The following is a 16,691-nucleotide window of genomic DNA, read 5'->3' as shown; positions in this document are numbered from 1 at the left end:
ATCCTCCCGCAACAAAACCAACGACCAAGGTCGCACATGAGTGCGACCTTGGTCGTAATCCCTTCGGGTGGTTTGAAACGGCCGCGGACGGGTCAGCGGGCCGCCGCGATCTGCCGGGCCATGATCGTCGTCAGCTCGTAGGCGGTGTGCGAGGCGGCCACCGAGGTGATCTCGGCGTGGTCGTAGGCCGGGGCGACCTCGACGACGTCGGCGGAGACCAGCCGGCAGGACGCCAGGCCCCGCAGGATCTCCAGCAGCTCGCGCGAGGTGAGGCCGCCCGCCTCCGGGGTGCCGGTGCCGGGCGCGTGGGCCGGGTCGAGGACGTCGATGTCGACCGAGACGTAGAGGGGGCGGTCGCCGATCCGCTCGCGCAGCTGCTCGGTGACCTCGTCGACCCCGCGCCGCATGACGTCGGCGGACGTGACGATGCCGAAGCCCATCCGGGCGTCGTCGTCGAGGTCGCGCCGCCCGTAGAGCGGGCCGCGGGTGCCGACGTGGCTGAGCGCGGAGGTGTCGAGCAGGCCCTCCTCGACGGCCCGGCGGAAGGGCGTGCCGTGGGTGTAGGGGGCGCCGAAGTAGGTGTCCCAGGTGTCGAGGTGCGCGTCGAAGTGCAGCAGCGCCACCGGGCCGTGCCGCCGGGCGACGGCTCGCAGCAGCGGCAGCGCGATGGTGTGGTCGCCGCCCAGCGTCATCAGCCGGGCGCCGGTGCCGAGCAGTTCGTCCGCCCCGGCCTCGACGCCCTCCACCGCCTCGGTGATGTCGAAGGGGTTGACGGGGATGTCGCCGGCGTCCGCGACCTGCGCCAGCTCGAAGGGCGCGGCGTCCTGCGCCGGGTTGTACGGCCGCAGCAGCCGGGACGCCTCGCGGATCGCGTTGCCGCCGAAACGGGCGCCGGGCCGGTAGGACACCCCGCTGTCGAAGGGCACGCCCACCACGGCCACGTCGGCGGCGCCGACCTCGTCGAGCCGGGGCAGCCGGGCGAAGGTGGCCGGGCCGGCGAAGCGCGGGACGCGCGAGGAGTCGACGGGGCCGCGGGGCTCCGCGCTGCTGCTGCTCATGGTGCTGCCTTTCTCCGTGCCTGGTTCTCTTCCGTACCCGGTCTCTTCCGTACCCGGCCCCGGTGGGTCCCGGTGACCGTACGACGTCGCCATATGCCGCCGATTTGTACGTTCCCGCGCAACGGCCGCGTCTATTACGCCTCGGCGTCGATCCGCGGGACATCGCACGTCCGGGCGCCGGGGCGGGACAATGTCCCCATGCCCAAGCATTCCGGCGCCGCCGCGCCGTCCCGCCGCGCCCTTGTCTCCCACCTGATACGCACCCGGATCGCCGGGGATGTCGCGACGACCCGGGAGAACAACCTCGACCATTACCGCGAACTGGCGGAGGGCAACCGCTACTACTGGTTCGGCCTGGACCTCGGCGACCGCTGGAGCGACCCGGGCGCGGTGCTGGAGCTGATGGCGGAGCGCTGCGGTGTGGTCCCCGAGCCCGGGCACCGGGTGGGGCAGGACACGATCGACCCCGAGCTGACCGTCGACGGGCTGGACCGGATGGCGGTGGCGCTGCACAAGGCGGTGGAGAACCGCTCCCGGGTGCTGCTGGCCACCGGGCACCCGGCGGGCCTGTACGCCGTGCACCATGTGCTCGCGGCGGCGCTGCGGGCGGCGGGCTGCACCCTGGTCCTCCCGCCGGACCACCTCTACGCCGACGGCGGCGAGATCCGGCACCTGGGCTCGGTCGCCATGCTGCACCGGGCCGGCGGCCTGGTGCACACCCACTCGCCCGACCCGATGCGGGAGATCCTGAACGCCCTGGAGCGCGCCGGGGAGGCGCCGCCGGACCTGGTCGTCGCCGACCACGGCTGGGCGGGCTGCGCCGGCGGGCGCGGCATCGACACGGTCGGCTTCGCCGACTGCAACGACCCGGCCCTCTTCGTCGCCGAAGCAGAAGGCAAGGTGCTGGTGACGGTGCCGCTCGACGACAACGTGCCGCCGCACTTCTACGCGCCGATGACCGCGTATCTGCTGGCGCAGGCGGGCCTGCCGCAGCCCGCGTGAGGCCGCGGGCGCCGATACGGACCTGACGTGTCCCCGATCCGTCGTTACGATCAGTGAAGGAGGTCGAGGAAGGCAGGCGGCACAGTGATCGAGGTAGCGATCGTCGACGACGAAGCACTGGTCAGGGCGGCCCTGCGGAGCATCCTCGAATCCTCCGGCGACATCCGGGTCGTCGCCGACTGTGACGGCCACCAGGCACTGGCAGCGATCGCCGCGGCCCGTCCCGGCCTGGTGCTGCTGGACGCGGTGATGCCGGCGCCCGACGACGGACTGAGCGTGCTGCGAGCCCTGCGCGCGCTGCCGGAGCCGCCCGCGGTCGCCATGCTCACGGCGTTCGACACCAGCGCCCACCTGCGGGCCGCGATGGCGGCCGGGGCCACCGGGTTCCTGCTCAAGGACACCGCCGTCGGCACGCTGATCGACGCCGTGCGGATCCTGGCCTCCGGCGGCACCGTCTTCACCCCCACGGTCGGCCGGGCGGTCGTGGACGGTTACCTCGGCGCGCCGGAGCCTGCCCCGGCGGCGGCGCCTGCCGTCGCCGCGGCCCGGGACACGCGTGCCGCGGGCGGCCTCACCGACCGGGAGCGCGAGGTGCTGCGGCTGCTCGCGGCGGGCGAGCCCAACGCCCGGATCGCGGACGAGCTGCGGATCTCGGTCGGCACGGTGAAGGACCACGTCCGCGCCGTGCTGCGCAAGCTCGGCGCGCCGAACCGGGTCGCCGCCGCGGTGATCGCGCACCAGTCGGGGCTCGCCCGGCTGCCGGAGCGCCCGTGAGGCTCCGCGCCGCGGCCCCCGACACCGCGCTGCTGGCCCTGTCCGCGACCGAGGTGTGGGCCACCAGGTCCTTCGGCGGGCCGGTCTCCCTGGTCTTCGCGTGCCTCGGTACGGCGGCGCTGCCGGCCCGGCGCCGCTTCCCGCTGGCGGCCTTCGCGGCGACGCTCCCCGCGCTGGCGCTGGGCTACATCTGGTTCTCGCCGATGGGCGCCCTCTACGAGGTCTCCGCGGGCGGCGCCGCGCGGTCACGTGGCATATTGCAGCGGATTTCGCCCGAGGCTCGGCAATGGGTGCCGGGCCGGGCGGCGCTGACCGGCGGCTGCGCGCTGCTCGCGGCGGTCGTGAACTTCGTGCCGTGGCCCTTCCGCGGCCCGGTGAGCTGGACGCTTTCCGACACCATTCTCGCGGTCATGCTGTCCGCGCTGCTGGCCGTCGCGCCGACCGCGCTCGGCCTGCTGGCCTCCTCCCGCCGGGAGCTGGCCGGGCGGCTGGCGGAGCTGGCGGCCAGCCGGGAGCGCGAGCACGCGCTGGCGGCCGAGCAGGCGGTGGTACGGGAGCGGGCCCGGCTCGCCCGGGAGATGCACGACACGGTGGCCCACCACATCAGCCTGATCGCCGTGCAGTCCGGCGCGCTGGAGGCCACCGCGGGCGGCCCGCGGGCGCGCGAGGCGGCGGCGTCCGTCGGGGAGCTGAGCCGGGACGCGCTGGACGAGCTGCGCCGTATGGTCGGCCTGCTGCGGCTGCCCGCGGCCTCGGCGGGGGAATGGGCCCCGGGCCCGGGCCTGGCCGGCATCCCGGCGCTCGTCGCGGCGGCCGGTCCGCGCACCCGGGGCGACCTCGCCGGTGTCGCGGACGGTCCGGACGGCGACGGGGCGCCTGCCGAGGTGCAGCACGCCGCCTATCGCATCGTGCAGGAAGCGCTGACCAATGTGCGCAAGCACGCGCCGGGTGCCCGGACCCGGGTGCGGGTGCGGCAGCGCGACGGAATGCTGCTCGTCGAGGTGCGCAACGGCCCCGGCACCCGGCCGTCGCCCGACGCCCTGCCGTCCGGCGGCCACGGCCTGGCGGGCCTGCGCGAACGCGCCACGCAACTGGGCGGGGAATTCGCCGCCGTACCCGCCGCGTCGGGCGGTTTCCTCGTACGGGCCAGGCTGCCGCTCGGGCAGGCCGCCCAGCCGGTGTGAGGCGGGCCCCCGGCCCACAGCCGCGCGGACCGTACCCGTACGGACCGCACCCGTACGGACCGGACACGTCGACGGACCGGACCCGTAACAGCCCCTCAGGTGCGCGGGATGCGGACCAGGCCCTCCTGGATGACCGAGACGGCGAGGCGGCCGTCCTGGGTGTAGATGCTCGCGGACGCCAGGCCCCGGCCGCCGGAGGCGGAGGGGCTGTGCTGGTCGTAGAGCAGCCATTCGTCGGCGCGGAAGGGCCGGTGGAACCACATGGCGTGGTCCAGGCTCGCGCCGACCACGTCGCCCACCGCCCAGCCTCCGCGGCCGTGCGCGAGCAGCACCGAGTCCAGCAGCGTCATGTCGGAGACGTACGTGGCCAGGCACACGTGCAGCAGCGGGTCGTCGGCGAGCTTGCCGCGGGTGCGGAACCACACCTGGGAGCGCGGCTCGCGCGGCTTGCCGGCGGTCAGGAACGGCGGGTCCTCGACGTAGCGCAGGTCCACGGCGGCGCGGGCTTCGAGGAGGCGGTCGATGACGCCGGGGTCGGGGAACTTGTCGGCGTGCGCGGGCAGCAGCTCCGCGGCGTCCGGCAGCGTCTCCGGGTCGGGCGCCCGCGGCATCGGGTCCTGGTGCTCCAGCCCTTCCTCGGCGGCCTGGAAGGAGGCCGACAGGTGGAAGATCGGCTGGCCGTGCTGGATCGCGACGACCCGCCGGGTGGTGAAGGAGCGGCCGTCGCGGATCCGGTCGACCTGGTAGACGATCGGGGCGCCGGGGTCGCCGGGCCGCAGGAAGTAGGCGTGCAGCGAGTGGGCGCCGCGTTCGCCGGGCACGGTGCGCCCGGCGGCGACCAGGGCCTGGGCGGCGACCTGGCCGCCGAAGACCCGGGGAACGACCGCCGGGCGGCTGACGCCGCGGAAGATGTCCTGCTCGATCGGTTCGAGATCGAGCAGGTCCAGGAGGGACTGCAGGGGCTCGTTCACTCGTTCGCTTCGCTCACAGGCCCATCGACTTGGCGATGATCGACTTCATGACCTCGCTCGTGCCGCCGTAGATGCGGTTGACGCGGTTGTCGGCGTACAGGCGCGCGATCGGGTACTCGTTCATATAACCGTATCCACCGTGCAGCTGCAGGCAGCGGTCGATGACCCGCGAGGCGACCTCGGTGCAGAAGAGCTTGGCGGAGGCGGCGTCTGCGGCGGTCAGCTCGCGCCGGTCGTGGGCGTCCAGGGCGCGGTCGACGACGGCCTGGGCGGCGTCCACCTCGGCCTTGCAGGCGGCCAGCTCGAACTTCGTGTTCTGGAAGGACGCGACGGTCTTGCCGAAGACGGTGCGCTCCTGCACGTACGCCTGGGCGAAGCGGATCGCGGCGGCGGCCTGCGCGTAGGCGCCGACCGCGATGGCCAGCCGCTCCTGGGGCAGGTTCTGGCCGAGGTAGGAGAAGCCCCTGCCCTCTTCGCCCAGCAGGTCCTCCAGCGGGACCTTGACGTCGGAGAAGGACAGCTCGGCGGTGTCGGAGGTCTTCAGCCCCAGCTTGTCGAGCTTGCGGCCGACCGCGTAGCCCTCGGACTTGGTGTCCACGACGAAGAGGGAGATGCCGGCCCTGCGGTCCTCGGGCGTGGCGGGCGCGGTGCGGGCGCAGACGATGACGCGGTCGGCGTGGACGCCGCCGGTGATGAAGGTCTTGGCGCCGTTGAGGACGTAGTGGCTGCCGTCGGCGGCGAGCTTGGCGGTGGTCTTCATGCCGGCCAGGTCCGAGCCGGTGCCGGGCTCGGTCATCGCGATGGCGAACATCGTCTCGCCGGTGGCGAAGCCGGGCAGCCAGCGCTTCTTCTGCTCCTCGGTGGCGTAGGCCATCACGTAGGGCAGGCACAGGCCGGTGTGGACGCTGCTGCCGCCGAAGCTGACGCCGGCGCGGGCGCACTCCTCGGTGATGACGGCCTGGAACTTGAAGCTCTCCTCGCCGGCGCCGCCGAACTCCTCGGGCACCTCGATGCCGAAGACGCCCAGCTCGCCGAGCTTGTAGTAGAACTCCCGCGGCGCCTGGCCGGCGGCCAGCCACTCGTCGTAGACGGGGACGACCTCGGCCTCGATGAAGGCGCGTATCGTCTCGCGGAATGCTTCGTGGTCCTCGTTGAACACCGTACGACGCACGGCGCGCCTCCCGTCGGCGAGTGGGGGTGAGCGCTGCCCTCCGGGGCCGTCCGGGAGCGGCGAGCGAGATAAGCAAGCGCTCAGTAAGTTACCCGCCAGTCCTTCGTGCTGTCCAGAGCGTCCAGGGCGCCCAGCGCGAGCCTGCGCAGCAGCTCCGACATCGCCGCGCGGCCCGGGAGGGTCGCCTCGGCGCCGAGGTGCGGGGTGGAGTTCAGCAGGCCGAAGACGGCATGGACGGCCGAGCGCGCCTCGCGCTCGGTGGCGTCGGGGTGGACGCGCCCGACGACGGCGACCCACACCTCGACGTACTGGCGCTGGAGCTGGCGGACCAGCTTGCGGTCGGACTCGCGCAGCCGGTCCAGCTCGCGGTCGTGCAGGGTGATCAGCGGCCGGTCGTCGATGGCGAACGCGATGTGGCCGCGGATCAGCGCGTCCAGCGCCTTCTCCGGGCCCGCGGCGTCGGCCACCCGGCGCTTGCCCTCGGTCAGCAGCCGGCCGCTGATCCCCACCAGCAACTCGGCGAGCATCGCGTCCTTGCCCGCGAAGTGCCGGTAGAGCCCGGGCCCGCTGATGCCGACGGCGGCGCCTATCTCGTCCACCCCCACGCCGTGGAAGCCGCGCTCGGCGAACAGCCGCGCGGCTTCCCTGAGGATCTGGTCGCGACGGCTGAGGGTGGTTCTCGTCGGGTTCATGAGATCGAGTCTAGACAATTCGGTTAGCGAGCGTTAACGTGGGGGAAACCAGTTAACGACCGCTAACGTCCTCGTTCGCACCACCGGGGGGCCGAACCATGGCAGCACCCGCCCTTTCCAGCGCCGCAGATCCGGCGTCGGAGGCGTTCCGCACCAACCTGGCCGCACACACCGCGCTCAGCGCCGGCCTGCGCGAGAAGCTGGCCGCCGCACGCCTCGGCGGCGGCGAGAAGGCCAGAGCGCGCCATGTCGCGCGCGGGAAACTGCTGCCCAGGGAGCGGGTGGACGGGCTGCTCGACCCCGGCTCGCCGTTCCTGGAGCTGGCGCCGCTGGCGGCGGACGGGATGTACGACGGGCAGGCGCCGGCCGCCGGGGTGATCGCCGGGATCGGCCGGGTCAGCGGGCGCGAGGTCGTCGTGGTCGCCAACGACGCGACGGTCAAGGGCGGCACGTATTACCCGATCACCGTCAAGAAGCACCTGCGCGCCCAGGAGGTCGCCCTCGACAACCGGCTGCCGTGCGTCTACCTGGTCGACTCCGGCGGCGCCTTCCTCCCCCGGCAGGACGAGGTCTTCCCCGACCGGGAGCACTTCGGCCGCATCTTCTACAACCAGGCCACCATGTCCGCGCGCGGCATCCCGCAGATCGCGGCGGTCCTCGGGTCGTGCACCGCGGGCGGGGCGTACGTCCCGGCGATGAGCGACGAGGCGGTCATCGTGCGGAACCAGGGCACGATCTTCCTCGGCGGACCGCCCCTGGTGAAGGCCGCCACCGGCGAGGTCGTCACCGCCGAGGAGCTCGGCGGCGGCGAGGTGCACTCCCGGATCTCCGGCGTCACCGACCACCTCGCGGAGGACGACGCGCACGCGCTCAGCATCGTCCGGGAGATCGTCGCGACGCTGCCGGCCCGGGGCGCCCCGCCGTGGACGCTGCGGCCCGCTGAGCCGCCCGCAGTGGATCCCGCGGGGCTCTACGGCGCGGTGCCGGCCGACCCGCGCACGCCCTACGACGTGCGCGAGGTCATCGCCCGGCTGGTCGACGGCAGCCGGTTCGCCGAGTTCAAGGCGGAGTACGGGACGACGCTGGTGACCGGCTTCGCCCATGTGCAGGGCCACCCGGTGGGCATCGTGGCGAACAACGGCATCCTGTTCGGCGAGTCGGCGCTCAAGGGCGCCCACTTCATCCAGCTGTGCGACCAGCGCGGCATCCCGCTGCTCTTCCTGCAGAACATCTCCGGTTTCATGGTGGGCCGCCAGTACGAGGCAGGCGGTATCGCCAAGCACGGCGCCAAGATGGTGACGGCGGTGGCGTGCTCCCGGGTGCCGAAGCTGACGGTGGTGATCGGCGGGTCCTACGGGGCGGGCAACTACTCGATGTGCGGGCGCGCCTACAGCCCCCGCTTCCTGTGGATGTGGCCCAACGCCAAGATCTCGGTGATGGGCGGCGAGCAGGCCGCGTCGGTGCTGGCCACGGTCAAGCGCGACCAGCTCGCGGCGGCCGGCGAGGAGTGGAGCACCGAGGACGAGGAGACGTTCAAGAAGCCGGTCCGCGAGCAGTACGAGACGCAGGGCAACGCCTACTACGCCACCGCCCGGCTCTGGGACGACGGGGTGATCGACCCGCTGGAGACGCGTACGGTGCTGGGCCTGGCCCTCACCGCCTGCGCCAACGCCCCGCTGCCCGCCGCCGATCCCGCCGCGCCCGGCTACGGCGTCTTCCGGATGTGAGGGCCGTGATGACCACCGACGAGTCCACGAACCAGTCCACCACCGGGTCGGCCGCCGCCGCAGCCGCCGCCGGGGCCGCGCCCGCCGGAGCCGCCGCCTACGGCACCGTGCTGGTCGCCAACCGCGGCGAGATCGCGGTGCGGATCATGCGCACACTGCGGGCGCTCGGGGTGCGCTCGGTGGCGGTGTTCACCGCCGCAGACGCCGAGGCGCGCCATGTACGCGAGGCCGACACCGCGGTGCAGGTCGGCAGCTACCTCTCGGCCGCCGACCAGGTACGGGCGGCGCGGGAGGCCGGAGCCGGCGCCGTCCACCCCGGCTACGGCTTCCTGGCGGAGAACGCCGCCTTCGCGCGGGCCTGCGCCGACGCCGGGCTGGTCTTCATCGGGCCGCCCGCGGACGCGATCGAGCTGATGGGCGACAAGATCCGCGCCAAGGAGACGGTACGGGCCGCCGGGGTGCCGGTGGTGCCCGGCAGCAGCGGCAGCGGGCTGACCGACGACCAGTTGGCGGCGGCGGCCCGGGAGATCGGGATGCCCGTGCTGCTCAAGCCGTCCGCCGGCGGTGGCGGCAAGGGCATGCGGCTGGTGCGGGACGAGGCGCTGCTGGCCGAGGAGATCGCCGCGGCGCGCCGGGAGGCCGTCGGGTCCTTCGGCGACGGCACCCTGCTGGTGGAGCGCTGGATCGACCGGCCGCGGCACATCGAGATCCAGGTGCTGGCCGACGCGCACGGCCATGTGGTGCATCTGGGCGAGCGGGAGTGCTCGTTGCAGCGGCGGCACCAGAAGGTCGTCGAGGAGGCGCCCTCGGTGCTGCTGGACCCGGCGACGCGGGCGGCGATGGGCGAGGCCGCGGTGCAGGCGGCCCGGTCCTGCGGCTACACCGGGGCGGGGACGGTGGAGTTCATCGTGCCCGGCGCGGACCCGTCGGCGTACTACTTCATGGAGATGAACACCCGGCTCCAGGTGGAGCATCCGGTCACCGAGCTGGTGACCGGGCTGGATCTGGTGGAGTGGCAGCTGCGGGTCGCGGCGGGCGAGCCGCTGGGCTTCGGGCAGCAGGAGGTGGAGCTTCGCGGGCATGCGGTCGAGGCGCGGATCTGCGCGGAGACGGCACGACTCGGCGAGGGGCGGGTGGACCTCCTGCCCTCGGCGGGGCGGGTGCTGACGCTGCGGGAGCCGGCGGGACGGCCCGGGGTGCGGGTGGATTCGGGGCTGGCGCAGGGCACGGAGGTCGGCACGGCCTACGACCCGATGCTCGCCAAGGTCATCGCGTACGGGCTGGACCGGCCGACCGCGCTGCGCCGGCTGCGGGCGGCGCTCGCCGAGACGGAGGTGCTGGGCCTCGACACCAACGTCGGCTTCCTGCGCCGGCTGCTGGCCCACCCGGCGGTCGCGGCCGGCGAGCTGGACACCGGGCTGATCGAGCGGGAGGCGGCCACGCTGGTGCCCGCCGAGGTGCCGGCGGAGGTCTACGCGGCGGCGGCGCTGCTGCGGCAGGCGGCACTCGCGCCGCGGCCGGGGCCGGACGGCTGGACGGACCCCTTCTCGGTGCCGAGCGGCTGGCGGCTGGGCGGTGAGCCGGCCTGGACGGCACACCCTCTGCGGGTGCCGGGCCATGAGCCGGTGACGGTACGAGTGCGGCTGGGCGAGGTGCGGATCGGCGAGGGGCCCGTACGGGCGGCGCGGGTCGAGGAGGACGGGCCGCGGGTGCGGCTGCACCTGGACGACCGGGTGCTGGGCTTCTCCCGGGCCGGCGAATGGCTGGGCCGGGACGGCGACAGCTGGTGGGTACGGGCCTTTGACCCGGTGGCCGAGGCGCTGCGCGGGGCCGCGCTGGGCGGCGCCGGCGGGGCGCTGACCGCGCCGATGCCGGGGACGGTCACGGTGGTCAAGGCCGCCAAGGGCGACGAGGTGGTCGCGGGGCAGGGCCTGCTCGTGGTGGAGGCGATGAAGATGGAGCACCTGATCACCGCCCCGCACGACGGGACGGTGACGGAGATCGACGTGGCCGTGGGCACCGCCGTGGCAATGGACCAGGTGCTGGCCGTGGTCACCCCGCTGGACGAAGCGGGCGGCGCCGCCGGGGAGGCGTCATGAGCACGGCGGCGAACGGAGCGGCGGGCGGAACCGCGGATGCTGCGCCGGGCGGTGCGGCGGCGGGTGGCGGGAGCCGGGTGCCGGAGGTGCTGCGGCTCGGGCTGCCGATGGCGGTGCCCGCCGAAGGGCTGCCGCGCCGGGTACGCATCCACGAGGTCGGGGCGCGCGACGGGCTGCAGAACGAGAAGGCCGTGGTGCCGACCGGGGTCAAGGCCGAGTTCGTGCACCGGCTGGCCGACGCGGGGCTCACGACGGTCGAGGCGACGAGTTTCGTCCGGCCCAGCTGGGTGCCGCAGCTGGCCGACGCCGCCGAGCTCATGCCGCTGCTGGCGGACCTGGCGGGGCGCGACCCCGCCGTACGGCTGCCGGTGCTGGTGCCCAACGAGAAGGGCCTGGAGCGGGCGCTGGAGCTGGGGGTGCGGGAGATCGCGGTCTTCGGCAGCGCCACGGAGTCGTTCGCGCGGGCGAACCTGAACCGCACGGTGGACGAGTCGCTGGCGATGTTCGAGCCGGTGGTGGCGCGGGCCAGGCAGGCCGGGCTCGCGGTGCGCGGGTATCTGTCGATGTGCTTCGGCGACCCGTGGGAGGGGCCGGTGCCGGCCGGGCAGGTGGCGGCGGTGGCCCGCCGGCTGTACGCCATGGGCTGCACGGAGCTGAGCCTCGGCGACACCGTCGGGGTGGCGACCCCCGGCCAGGTGACCGCGCTGCTGGACGAGCTGACCGGCGGGCCCGGCGGCGCCGCGTCCGGCGGGGCCATAGGCGGCGCGATCCCGGTGGAGCAGCTCGCCGTGCACTTCCACGACACCTACGGGCAGGCGCTGTCCAACACGCTGGCCGCGCTGCAGCGCGGGGTGAGCGTGGTGGACGCCTCGGCGGGCGGCCTCGGCGGCTGCCCGTACGCCAAGAGCGCCACCGGGAACCTCGCGACCGAAGACCTCGTGTGGATGCTGAACGGACTCGGCATCGACACCGGGGTCGACCTCGACCGCCTCAGCGCCACAAGCGTCTGGATGGCGGAGCAGCTGGGACGGCCGAGCCCGTCCCGTACCGTCCGCGCCCTCACCCACCGGGAGCAGTGAGCCATGGCCATCGACCACCGACTGTCCGACGAGTACGAGGAGCTGCGCTCCACCGTGGCGGAGTTCGCCCGGGAGGTGATCGCCCCGACGATCGGCGAGTACTACGAGAAGCAGGAGTTCCCGTACGAGATCGTCCGGGAGATGGGGCGGATGGGCCTGTTCGGGCTGCCCTTCCCCGAGGAGTACGGCGGGATGGGCGGCGACTACTTCGCGCTGTGCCTGGCGCTGGAGGAGATCGCCCGGGTGGACTCCTCGGTGGCGATCACGCTGGAGGCCGGGGTGTCGCTGGGCGCGATGCCGGTCTACCGGTTCGGGACCGAGGAGCAGAAGCAGGAGTGGCTGCCGAAGCTGTGCTCGGGCGAGATGCTGGGGGCGTTCGGGCTCACCGAGCCGGACTTCGGGTCGGACGCGGGCGGGACCCGTACGACGGCCCGGCTGGACGAGGCGACCGACCAGTGGGTGATCAACGGCACGAAGTGCTTCATCACCAACTCCGGAACGGACATCACGGGGCTGGTGACGGTCACGGCGGTGACCGGGCGCAAGCCCGACGGGCGGCCGTTGATCTCGTCGATCATCGTGCCGGCGGGCACGCCGGGCTTCACGGTGGCCAAGAAGTACAGCAAGGTCGGCTGGAACGCCTCGGACACCCGGGAGCTGTCCTTCGCCGACTGCCGGGTGCCGGCGGCGAACCTGCTCGGTGAGCAGGGCCGGGGCTATGCGCAGTTCCTGCGCATCCTCGACGAGGGCCGGATCGCGATCTCCGCGCTCGCGACGGGCCTGGCGCAGGGCTGCGTGGACGAGTCGCTGGCGTACGCGAAGGCCAGGGAGGCGTTCGGGCGGCCGATCGGCGCGAACCAGGCGATCCAGTTCAAGCTGGCCGACATGGAGATGCGGGCGTACACCGCGCGGCTGGCGTGGCGGGACGCGGCGTCCCGGCTGGTGCACGGGGAGCCGTTCAAGAAGCAGGCGGCGCTGGCCAAGCTGCACTCCTCGGAGATCGCGGTGACCAACGCGCGCGAGGCCACGCAGATCCACGGCGGCTACGGCTTCATGAACGAGTATCCGGTGGCCCGGATGTGGCGCGACGCGAAGATCCTGGAGATCGGCGAGGGCACGAGCGAGGTCCAGCGCATGCTCATCGCCCGCGAACTCGGCCTCACGAGCTGACCCGCACGCCACCGGGCCACCCGGGCTGACCCCGCACACCGCCGTGACCCCGCCCTGACGGGGCCGCCCACGCCGGACGCCCGGCCGTCGGCGGCCCCGCGGGCCCATGCGCCTCACCCGTACCTACCGCCCCTCAAAAAAACTTGTTCACCCTTTTGGCCGCTCTTGCCCCGCCATCCTGCCCGGAATCGGGCAGGATTCTTGCAAAGCAAAGATCATCACACCAGTATCAACGGGTGCTCGAACGCCGGACCCCCTACGAAGACCTGATCGACCACCTGGTGCGCACCACACCGCTGCACCGCGGTGAGGCGTCCCGGGTCGTCCTGGACGTCCTGGCGTACTTCGACGAGACGACGGAGGACTTCGTCCGCCGCAGGCATCGTGAGCTCCAGGCGAAGGGCCTGGTCAACACGGAGATCTTCGCGCGGATCGGCGAGGAGCTGCCGCACCGGGCGGTCGCCCCCGCCGCGCTCTCGCAGCGCCAGCTGCGCCGCATCGTCTACGGATGAGGACCGCCCGCCGGGGGCGACCCCGCGGCGACCGGGCACACGGGCTTCAGGGCAACAGCAGGGCCACTTCAGGGCAGCAACGTCAGGGCAGGGCAGGGCAAGAGCGCGCCGGGCACGAGCATGAGCGCGGAACGACAGTGAGGGACGGACGGCATATGTGCGGAATCGTCGGTTACATCGGCAAGCGCGACGTGGCGCCGCTGCTGCTCGAAGGCTTGCAGCGGCTCGAATACCGCGGTTACGACTCGGCCGGCGTCGTCATCACCGGCAAGTCGGGCGAGCTGCGGACGGTCAAGGCCAAGGGCCGGGTGCGCGAGCTGGAGGCGCGCATCCCCAAGCGCTTCGCCGGCACCACCGGCATCGCCCACACCCGCTGGGCCACCCATGGCGCGCCCAGCGACATCAACGCCCACCCCCACCTGGACGCCGCCGAGAAGGTCGCCGTCGTCCACAACGGCATCATCGACAACGCCTCCGAGCTGCGCGCCCGGCTCTCCGCCGAGGGCATGGTCTTCGCTTCCGAGACCGACACCGAGGTGCTGGCCCACCTCATCGCCCGGTCCGCCGCCGAGACGCTGGAGAAGAAGGTCAGCGAGGCGCTGCGCGCGATCGAGGGCACGTACGGCATCGCGGTGCTGCACCAGGACTTCCCGGACCGGATCGTGGTCGCCCGCAACGGCTCGCCCGTCGTGCTCGGCATCGGCGAGAAGGAGATGTTCGTCGCCTCGGACGTCGCCGCGCTGGTCGCCCACACCCGCCAGGTCGTCACGCTCGGGGACGGCGAGATGGCCACCCTCAAGGCCGACGACTTCCGCACCTACACCACCGAGGGCTCGCAGACCACCGCGACGCCGACCACCGTGGAGTGGGAGGCCGAGTCGTACGACATGGGCGGCCACGACACGTACATGCACAAGGAGGTCTTCGAGCAGGCCGAGGCCGTCGACCGGGTGCTGCGCGGGCGGATCGACGACCGGTTCGCCACCGTCCACCTGGGCGGGCTCAACATGGACGCGCGGGAGGCCCGCAGCGTCCGCCGGATCAAGATCCTGGGCTGCGGCACCAGCTACCACGCCGGCCAGATCGGCGCGGGGCTGATCGAGGAGCTGGCGCGTATCCCGGCGGACGCCGAGCCCGCCTCGGAGTTCCGCTACCGCAACCCGGTGGTCGACCCCGACACCCTCTACGTGGCCGTCTCGCAGTCCGGCGAGACGTACGACGTGCTCGCCGCCGTGCAGGAGCTCAAGCGCAAGGGCGCCCGGGTGCTGGGCGTCGTCAACGTCGTGGGCTCGGCGATCGCCCGCGAGGCGGACGGCGGGACGTATGTGCACGCCGGCCCCGAGGTGTGCGTGGTGTCCACCAAGTGCTTCACCAACACCGTGGTCGCCTTCGCGCTGCTGGCGCTGCACCTGGGCCGGGTGCGGGACCTGTCGGTGACCGACGGGCGGCGGATCATCGAGGGCCTGCGCCGGCTGCCGGCGCAGATCGAGGAGATCCTCAAGACCGAGCAGGAGATCAAGCAGCTGGCGAAGGCGTACGCCGACGCGCGCTCGATGCTCTTCATCGGCCGGGTGCGCGGCTACCCGGTGGCGCGCGAGGCGTCGCTGAAGCTCAAGGAGGTCAGCTACATCCACGCCGAGGCGTACCCGGCCTCCGAGCTCAAGCACGGGCCGCTGGCGCTCATCGACCCCTCGATGCCGACGGTGGCGATCGTGCCGGACGACGACCTGCTGGAGAAGAACCGCGCGGCGATGGAGGAGATCAAGGCCCGCAGCGGCCGGATCCTGGCGGTCGCGCACCAGGTGCAGGAGAAGGCGGACCACACGATCGTGGTTCCCAAGAACGAGGACGAGCTCGACCCGATCCTGATGGGCATCCCGCTCCAGCTGTTCGCCTACCACACGGCGCTGGCGCTGGGCCGGGACATCGACAAGCCGCGCAACCTGGCGAAGTCCGTCACCGTGGAGTAGCCGCTCCGGACGCGGGGGCGTACGCCTCGTACGCCCCCGCTCACGGGATGACGACGACCGGCCGCTGCGCCCGGCGGGCCAGCCGCCCGGCGACCGAGCCGAAGATCCGGCCGGCGAGCCCGTGGGTGCCGCCCACCACGATGGCGTCGGCCTCGTACTCCCGGCCGACCTCCTCCAGTTCGTGGCAGATGTCGCCGCCGCGCTCCACCAGCACCCAGGACAGCTCGGAGAGGTGGTCGGAGCAGGCCAGTTCGAGCCCGAGCACCTCGGTGCGGTGGTCGGGGACGTCGACGAAGACCGGGGGTTCGCAGCCCGCCCACACCGTCGCCGGCAGCCGGTTGGCCACATGCACGATGATCAGCGCCGAACGCGTCCTGCGGGCCATGCCGATGGCGTACGCGAGGGCGCGCTCGCTGGACAGGGAGCCGTCGAAGCCGACGACGACGCCGTGCCGGAAGGCGGGATCACAGGGATGGGCCCGGCCGGCCTGCGGCTCGGGCAGCGCCGCGGCCGACTCGGCCAGTGGCCTGCGCTCGGCTCTGCGGTCCGGCCTGCGATCGGCGGGCTCGGGAATGTCATGACCGGCCATGATGCGGATTCTCGGCGAGGGCGGCGCTGACGCGCCGAGCAGCGGACAGGACGGTGCGTGCGGGTCGGGCCGCCGGATCGGCCGGTTTGGGCCAGTTCGCCACTTCCCGTCCCGCTCTCTCAAGAGTACGGCCGCGACGACCGCGTGCACAGATGCGCCGGGGCCTTCACAGGTCGCGTGCCCCGAGTTCCCAGGAGAATGCCGGAGCGGCGCCGTGAGCGCAACGCCATCCCGCCAACCGGCTGCACGGCGCGGCGCACCGGAGCGCACCGGGGGCGCACCGGATCACCCGCGGGCGTCCGCGCGCCGTATCGGGGTGATACCCACTACTGCCATGGGAAATCCACCGGAATCGACCGCCTCGGCGAGCCGCTCGCGCCCGGCCGCGCGGACGCCCGGCGCACGACGGCGCGCCTTGTACGCGCCCCCGCCTCCGGAACGGCGTTTTTCGGCCAACTTCTCGGCCGCGCGCCGCAGTTCGCGACGAGGCCCGCTAACACCTCCGTCACCTGCGGTTCTACGATGCGGCGTGTCGCGGATGAAGCGCTGCGTGGCCGAAGTGACGGGAGGCGTACTTCCCTCAGCGCGCAACGAGTGAAACGCTTCGTGATCGAATGCTTTACGCCACGTTGTCTTGTCGACTTAGCGTCAGGTGACAAAGGGGTCACTGACGCCCCACCTGACACAGTAGAT

14 protein-coding genes are annotated in these 16,691 nt (G+C 73.1%); 9 read left to right on the top strand and 5 right to left on the bottom strand.

Annotated elements, in window-relative coordinates; all coding sequences use genetic code 11:
- Positions 1 to 92 precede the first annotated feature (92 nt).
- A complete protein-coding gene (gene speB / locus HCN08_RS00890; RefSeq protein ID WP_167980848.1) occupies positions 93 to 1,058 on the bottom strand; it encodes an agmatinase in 966 nt (321 codons plus the stop codon).
- Between the two features lie 198 nt (positions 1,059 to 1,256).
- On the opposite strand from speB, the gene HCN08_RS00885 reads away from it, so the two are divergent.
- The 3 genes from HCN08_RS00885 to HCN08_RS34955 all read left to right on the top strand — a co-directional run bounded on the left by HCN08_RS00885 (position 1,257) and on the right by HCN08_RS34955 (position 4,018).
- The gene (locus tag HCN08_RS00885; protein ID WP_167980847.1) at positions 1,257 to 2,060 is read left to right on the top strand and encodes a phosphatase; all 804 of its coding nucleotides are present in this window, start codon (positions 1,257 to 1,259) and stop codon (positions 2,058 to 2,060) included.
- 84 nt (positions 2,061 to 2,144) lie between these two features.
- The gene (locus tag HCN08_RS00880) at positions 2,145 to 2,834 is read left to right on the top strand and encodes a response regulator (protein ID WP_167980846.1); all 690 of its coding nucleotides are present in this window, start codon (positions 2,145 to 2,147) and stop codon (positions 2,832 to 2,834) included.
- On the top strand, positions 2,831 to 4,018 hold the full coding sequence (locus HCN08_RS34955) for a sensor histidine kinase (protein WP_167980845.1): 1,188 nt from the start codon (positions 2,831 to 2,833) through the stop codon (positions 4,016 to 4,018). Before HCN08_RS00880 ends, HCN08_RS34955 begins: the two co-directional genes overlap by 4 nt.
- Positions 4,019 to 4,113: 95 nt before the next feature.
- Here the strand turns inward: HCN08_RS34955 and HCN08_RS00870 are convergent, their stop codons facing one another.
- The 3 genes from HCN08_RS00870 to HCN08_RS00860 all read right to left on the bottom strand — a co-directional run bounded on the left by HCN08_RS00870 (position 4,114) and on the right by HCN08_RS00860 (position 6,852).
- Positions 4,114 to 4,989, bottom strand: coding sequence for an acyl-CoA thioesterase (locus HCN08_RS00870; RefSeq protein ID WP_167980844.1), 876 nt, complete (start codon positions 4,987 to 4,989; stop codon positions 4,114 to 4,116).
- A gap of 13 nt (positions 4,990 to 5,002) precedes the next feature.
- Positions 5,003 to 6,160: an acyl-CoA dehydrogenase family protein gene (locus HCN08_RS00865; protein ID WP_167980843.1), complete on the bottom strand. Its 1,158-nt coding sequence runs from the start codon at positions 6,158 to 6,160 to the stop codon at positions 5,003 to 5,005.
- Between the two features lie 80 nt (positions 6,161 to 6,240).
- Positions 6,241 to 6,852, bottom strand: coding sequence for an SACE_7040 family transcriptional regulator (locus HCN08_RS00860; protein ID WP_167980842.1), 612 nt, complete (start codon positions 6,850 to 6,852; stop codon positions 6,241 to 6,243).
- 98 nt (positions 6,853 to 6,950) lie between these two features.
- Between HCN08_RS00860 and HCN08_RS00855 the strand changes: the two genes are divergently transcribed.
- The 6 genes from HCN08_RS00855 (at position 6,951) to glmS (ending at position 15,409) form a co-directional block, all read left to right on the top strand.
- Positions 6,951 to 8,579, top strand: a complete 1,629-nt coding sequence (locus tag HCN08_RS00855) for a carboxyl transferase domain-containing protein (RefSeq protein WP_167980841.1) — start codon at positions 6,951 to 6,953, stop codon at positions 8,577 to 8,579.
- 8 nt (positions 8,580 to 8,587) lie between these two features.
- Positions 8,588 to 10,678: an acetyl/propionyl/methylcrotonyl-CoA carboxylase subunit alpha gene (locus HCN08_RS00850; protein ID WP_167980840.1), complete on the top strand. Its 2,091-nt coding sequence runs from the start codon at positions 8,588 to 8,590 to the stop codon at positions 10,676 to 10,678.
- Between the two features lie 107 nt (positions 10,679 to 10,785).
- The gene (locus HCN08_RS00845; protein ID WP_240969688.1) at positions 10,786 to 11,757 is read left to right on the top strand and encodes a hydroxymethylglutaryl-CoA lyase; all 972 of its coding nucleotides are present in this window, start codon (positions 10,786 to 10,788) and stop codon (positions 11,755 to 11,757) included.
- Between the two features lie 9 nt (positions 11,758 to 11,766).
- On the top strand, positions 11,767 to 12,927 hold the full coding sequence (locus tag HCN08_RS00840; RefSeq protein ID WP_167981217.1) for an acyl-CoA dehydrogenase family protein: 1,161 nt from the start codon (positions 11,767 to 11,769) through the stop codon (positions 12,925 to 12,927).
- Between the two features lie 236 nt (positions 12,928 to 13,163).
- Complete coding sequence (locus HCN08_RS00835; RefSeq protein WP_167980838.1) at positions 13,164 to 13,439, top strand: hypothetical protein; 276 nt, start codon at positions 13,164 to 13,166, stop codon at positions 13,437 to 13,439.
- Between the two features lie 155 nt (positions 13,440 to 13,594).
- The gene (glmS, locus tag HCN08_RS00830) at positions 13,595 to 15,409 is read left to right on the top strand and encodes a glutamine--fructose-6-phosphate transaminase (isomerizing) (RefSeq protein WP_167980837.1); all 1,815 of its coding nucleotides are present in this window, start codon (positions 13,595 to 13,597) and stop codon (positions 15,407 to 15,409) included.
- A 40-nt stretch (positions 15,410 to 15,449) separates the two neighbouring features.
- Here glmS and HCN08_RS00825 read toward each other — a convergent pair whose 3' ends face one another.
- Complete coding sequence (locus HCN08_RS00825; protein WP_167980836.1) at positions 15,450 to 15,998, bottom strand: universal stress protein; 549 nt, start codon at positions 15,996 to 15,998, stop codon at positions 15,450 to 15,452.
- Positions 15,999 to 16,691 lie beyond the last annotated feature (693 nt).

The sequence above is a fragment of the Actinacidiphila epipremni genome (assembly GCF_012034175.1).
In the GTDB taxonomy this organism is placed as follows: domain Bacteria; phylum Actinomycetota; class Actinomycetes; order Streptomycetales; family Streptomycetaceae; genus Actinacidiphila; species Actinacidiphila epipremni.
Note: the sequence above shows the minus strand (reverse complement) of the source record. Positions and strands in the feature narration are given on the sequence as shown.

Bases quoted from the DNA above. Each gene is read 5' to 3' on its own strand.
- speB (WP_167980848.1), bottom strand. From the start codon at position 1,058: ATGAGCAGCAGCAGCGCGGAGCCCCGCGGCCCCGTCGACTCCTCGCGC.
- HCN08_RS00860 (WP_167980842.1), bottom strand. From the start codon at position 6,852: ATGAACCCGACGAGAACCACCCTCAGCCGTCGCGACCAGATCCTCAGG.
- HCN08_RS00855 (WP_167980841.1), top strand. From the start codon at position 6,951: ATGGCAGCACCCGCCCTTTCCAGCGCCGCAGATCCGGCGTCGGAGGCG.
- HCN08_RS00845 (WP_240969688.1), top strand. From the start codon at position 10,786: ATGGCGGTGCCCGCCGAAGGGCTGCCGCGCCGGGTACGCATCCACGAG.
- HCN08_RS00825 (WP_167980836.1), bottom strand. From the start codon at position 15,998: ATGGCCGGTCATGACATTCCCGAGCCCGCCGATCGCAGGCCGGACCGC.
- glmS (WP_167980837.1), top strand. From the start codon at position 13,595: ATGTGCGGAATCGTCGGTTACATCGGCAAGCGCGACGTGGCGCCGCTG.
- HCN08_RS00885 (WP_167980847.1), top strand. From the start codon at position 1,257: ATGCCCAAGCATTCCGGCGCCGCCGCGCCGTCCCGCCGCGCCCTTGTC.
- HCN08_RS00850 (WP_167980840.1), top strand. From the start codon at position 8,588: ATGACCACCGACGAGTCCACGAACCAGTCCACCACCGGGTCGGCCGCC.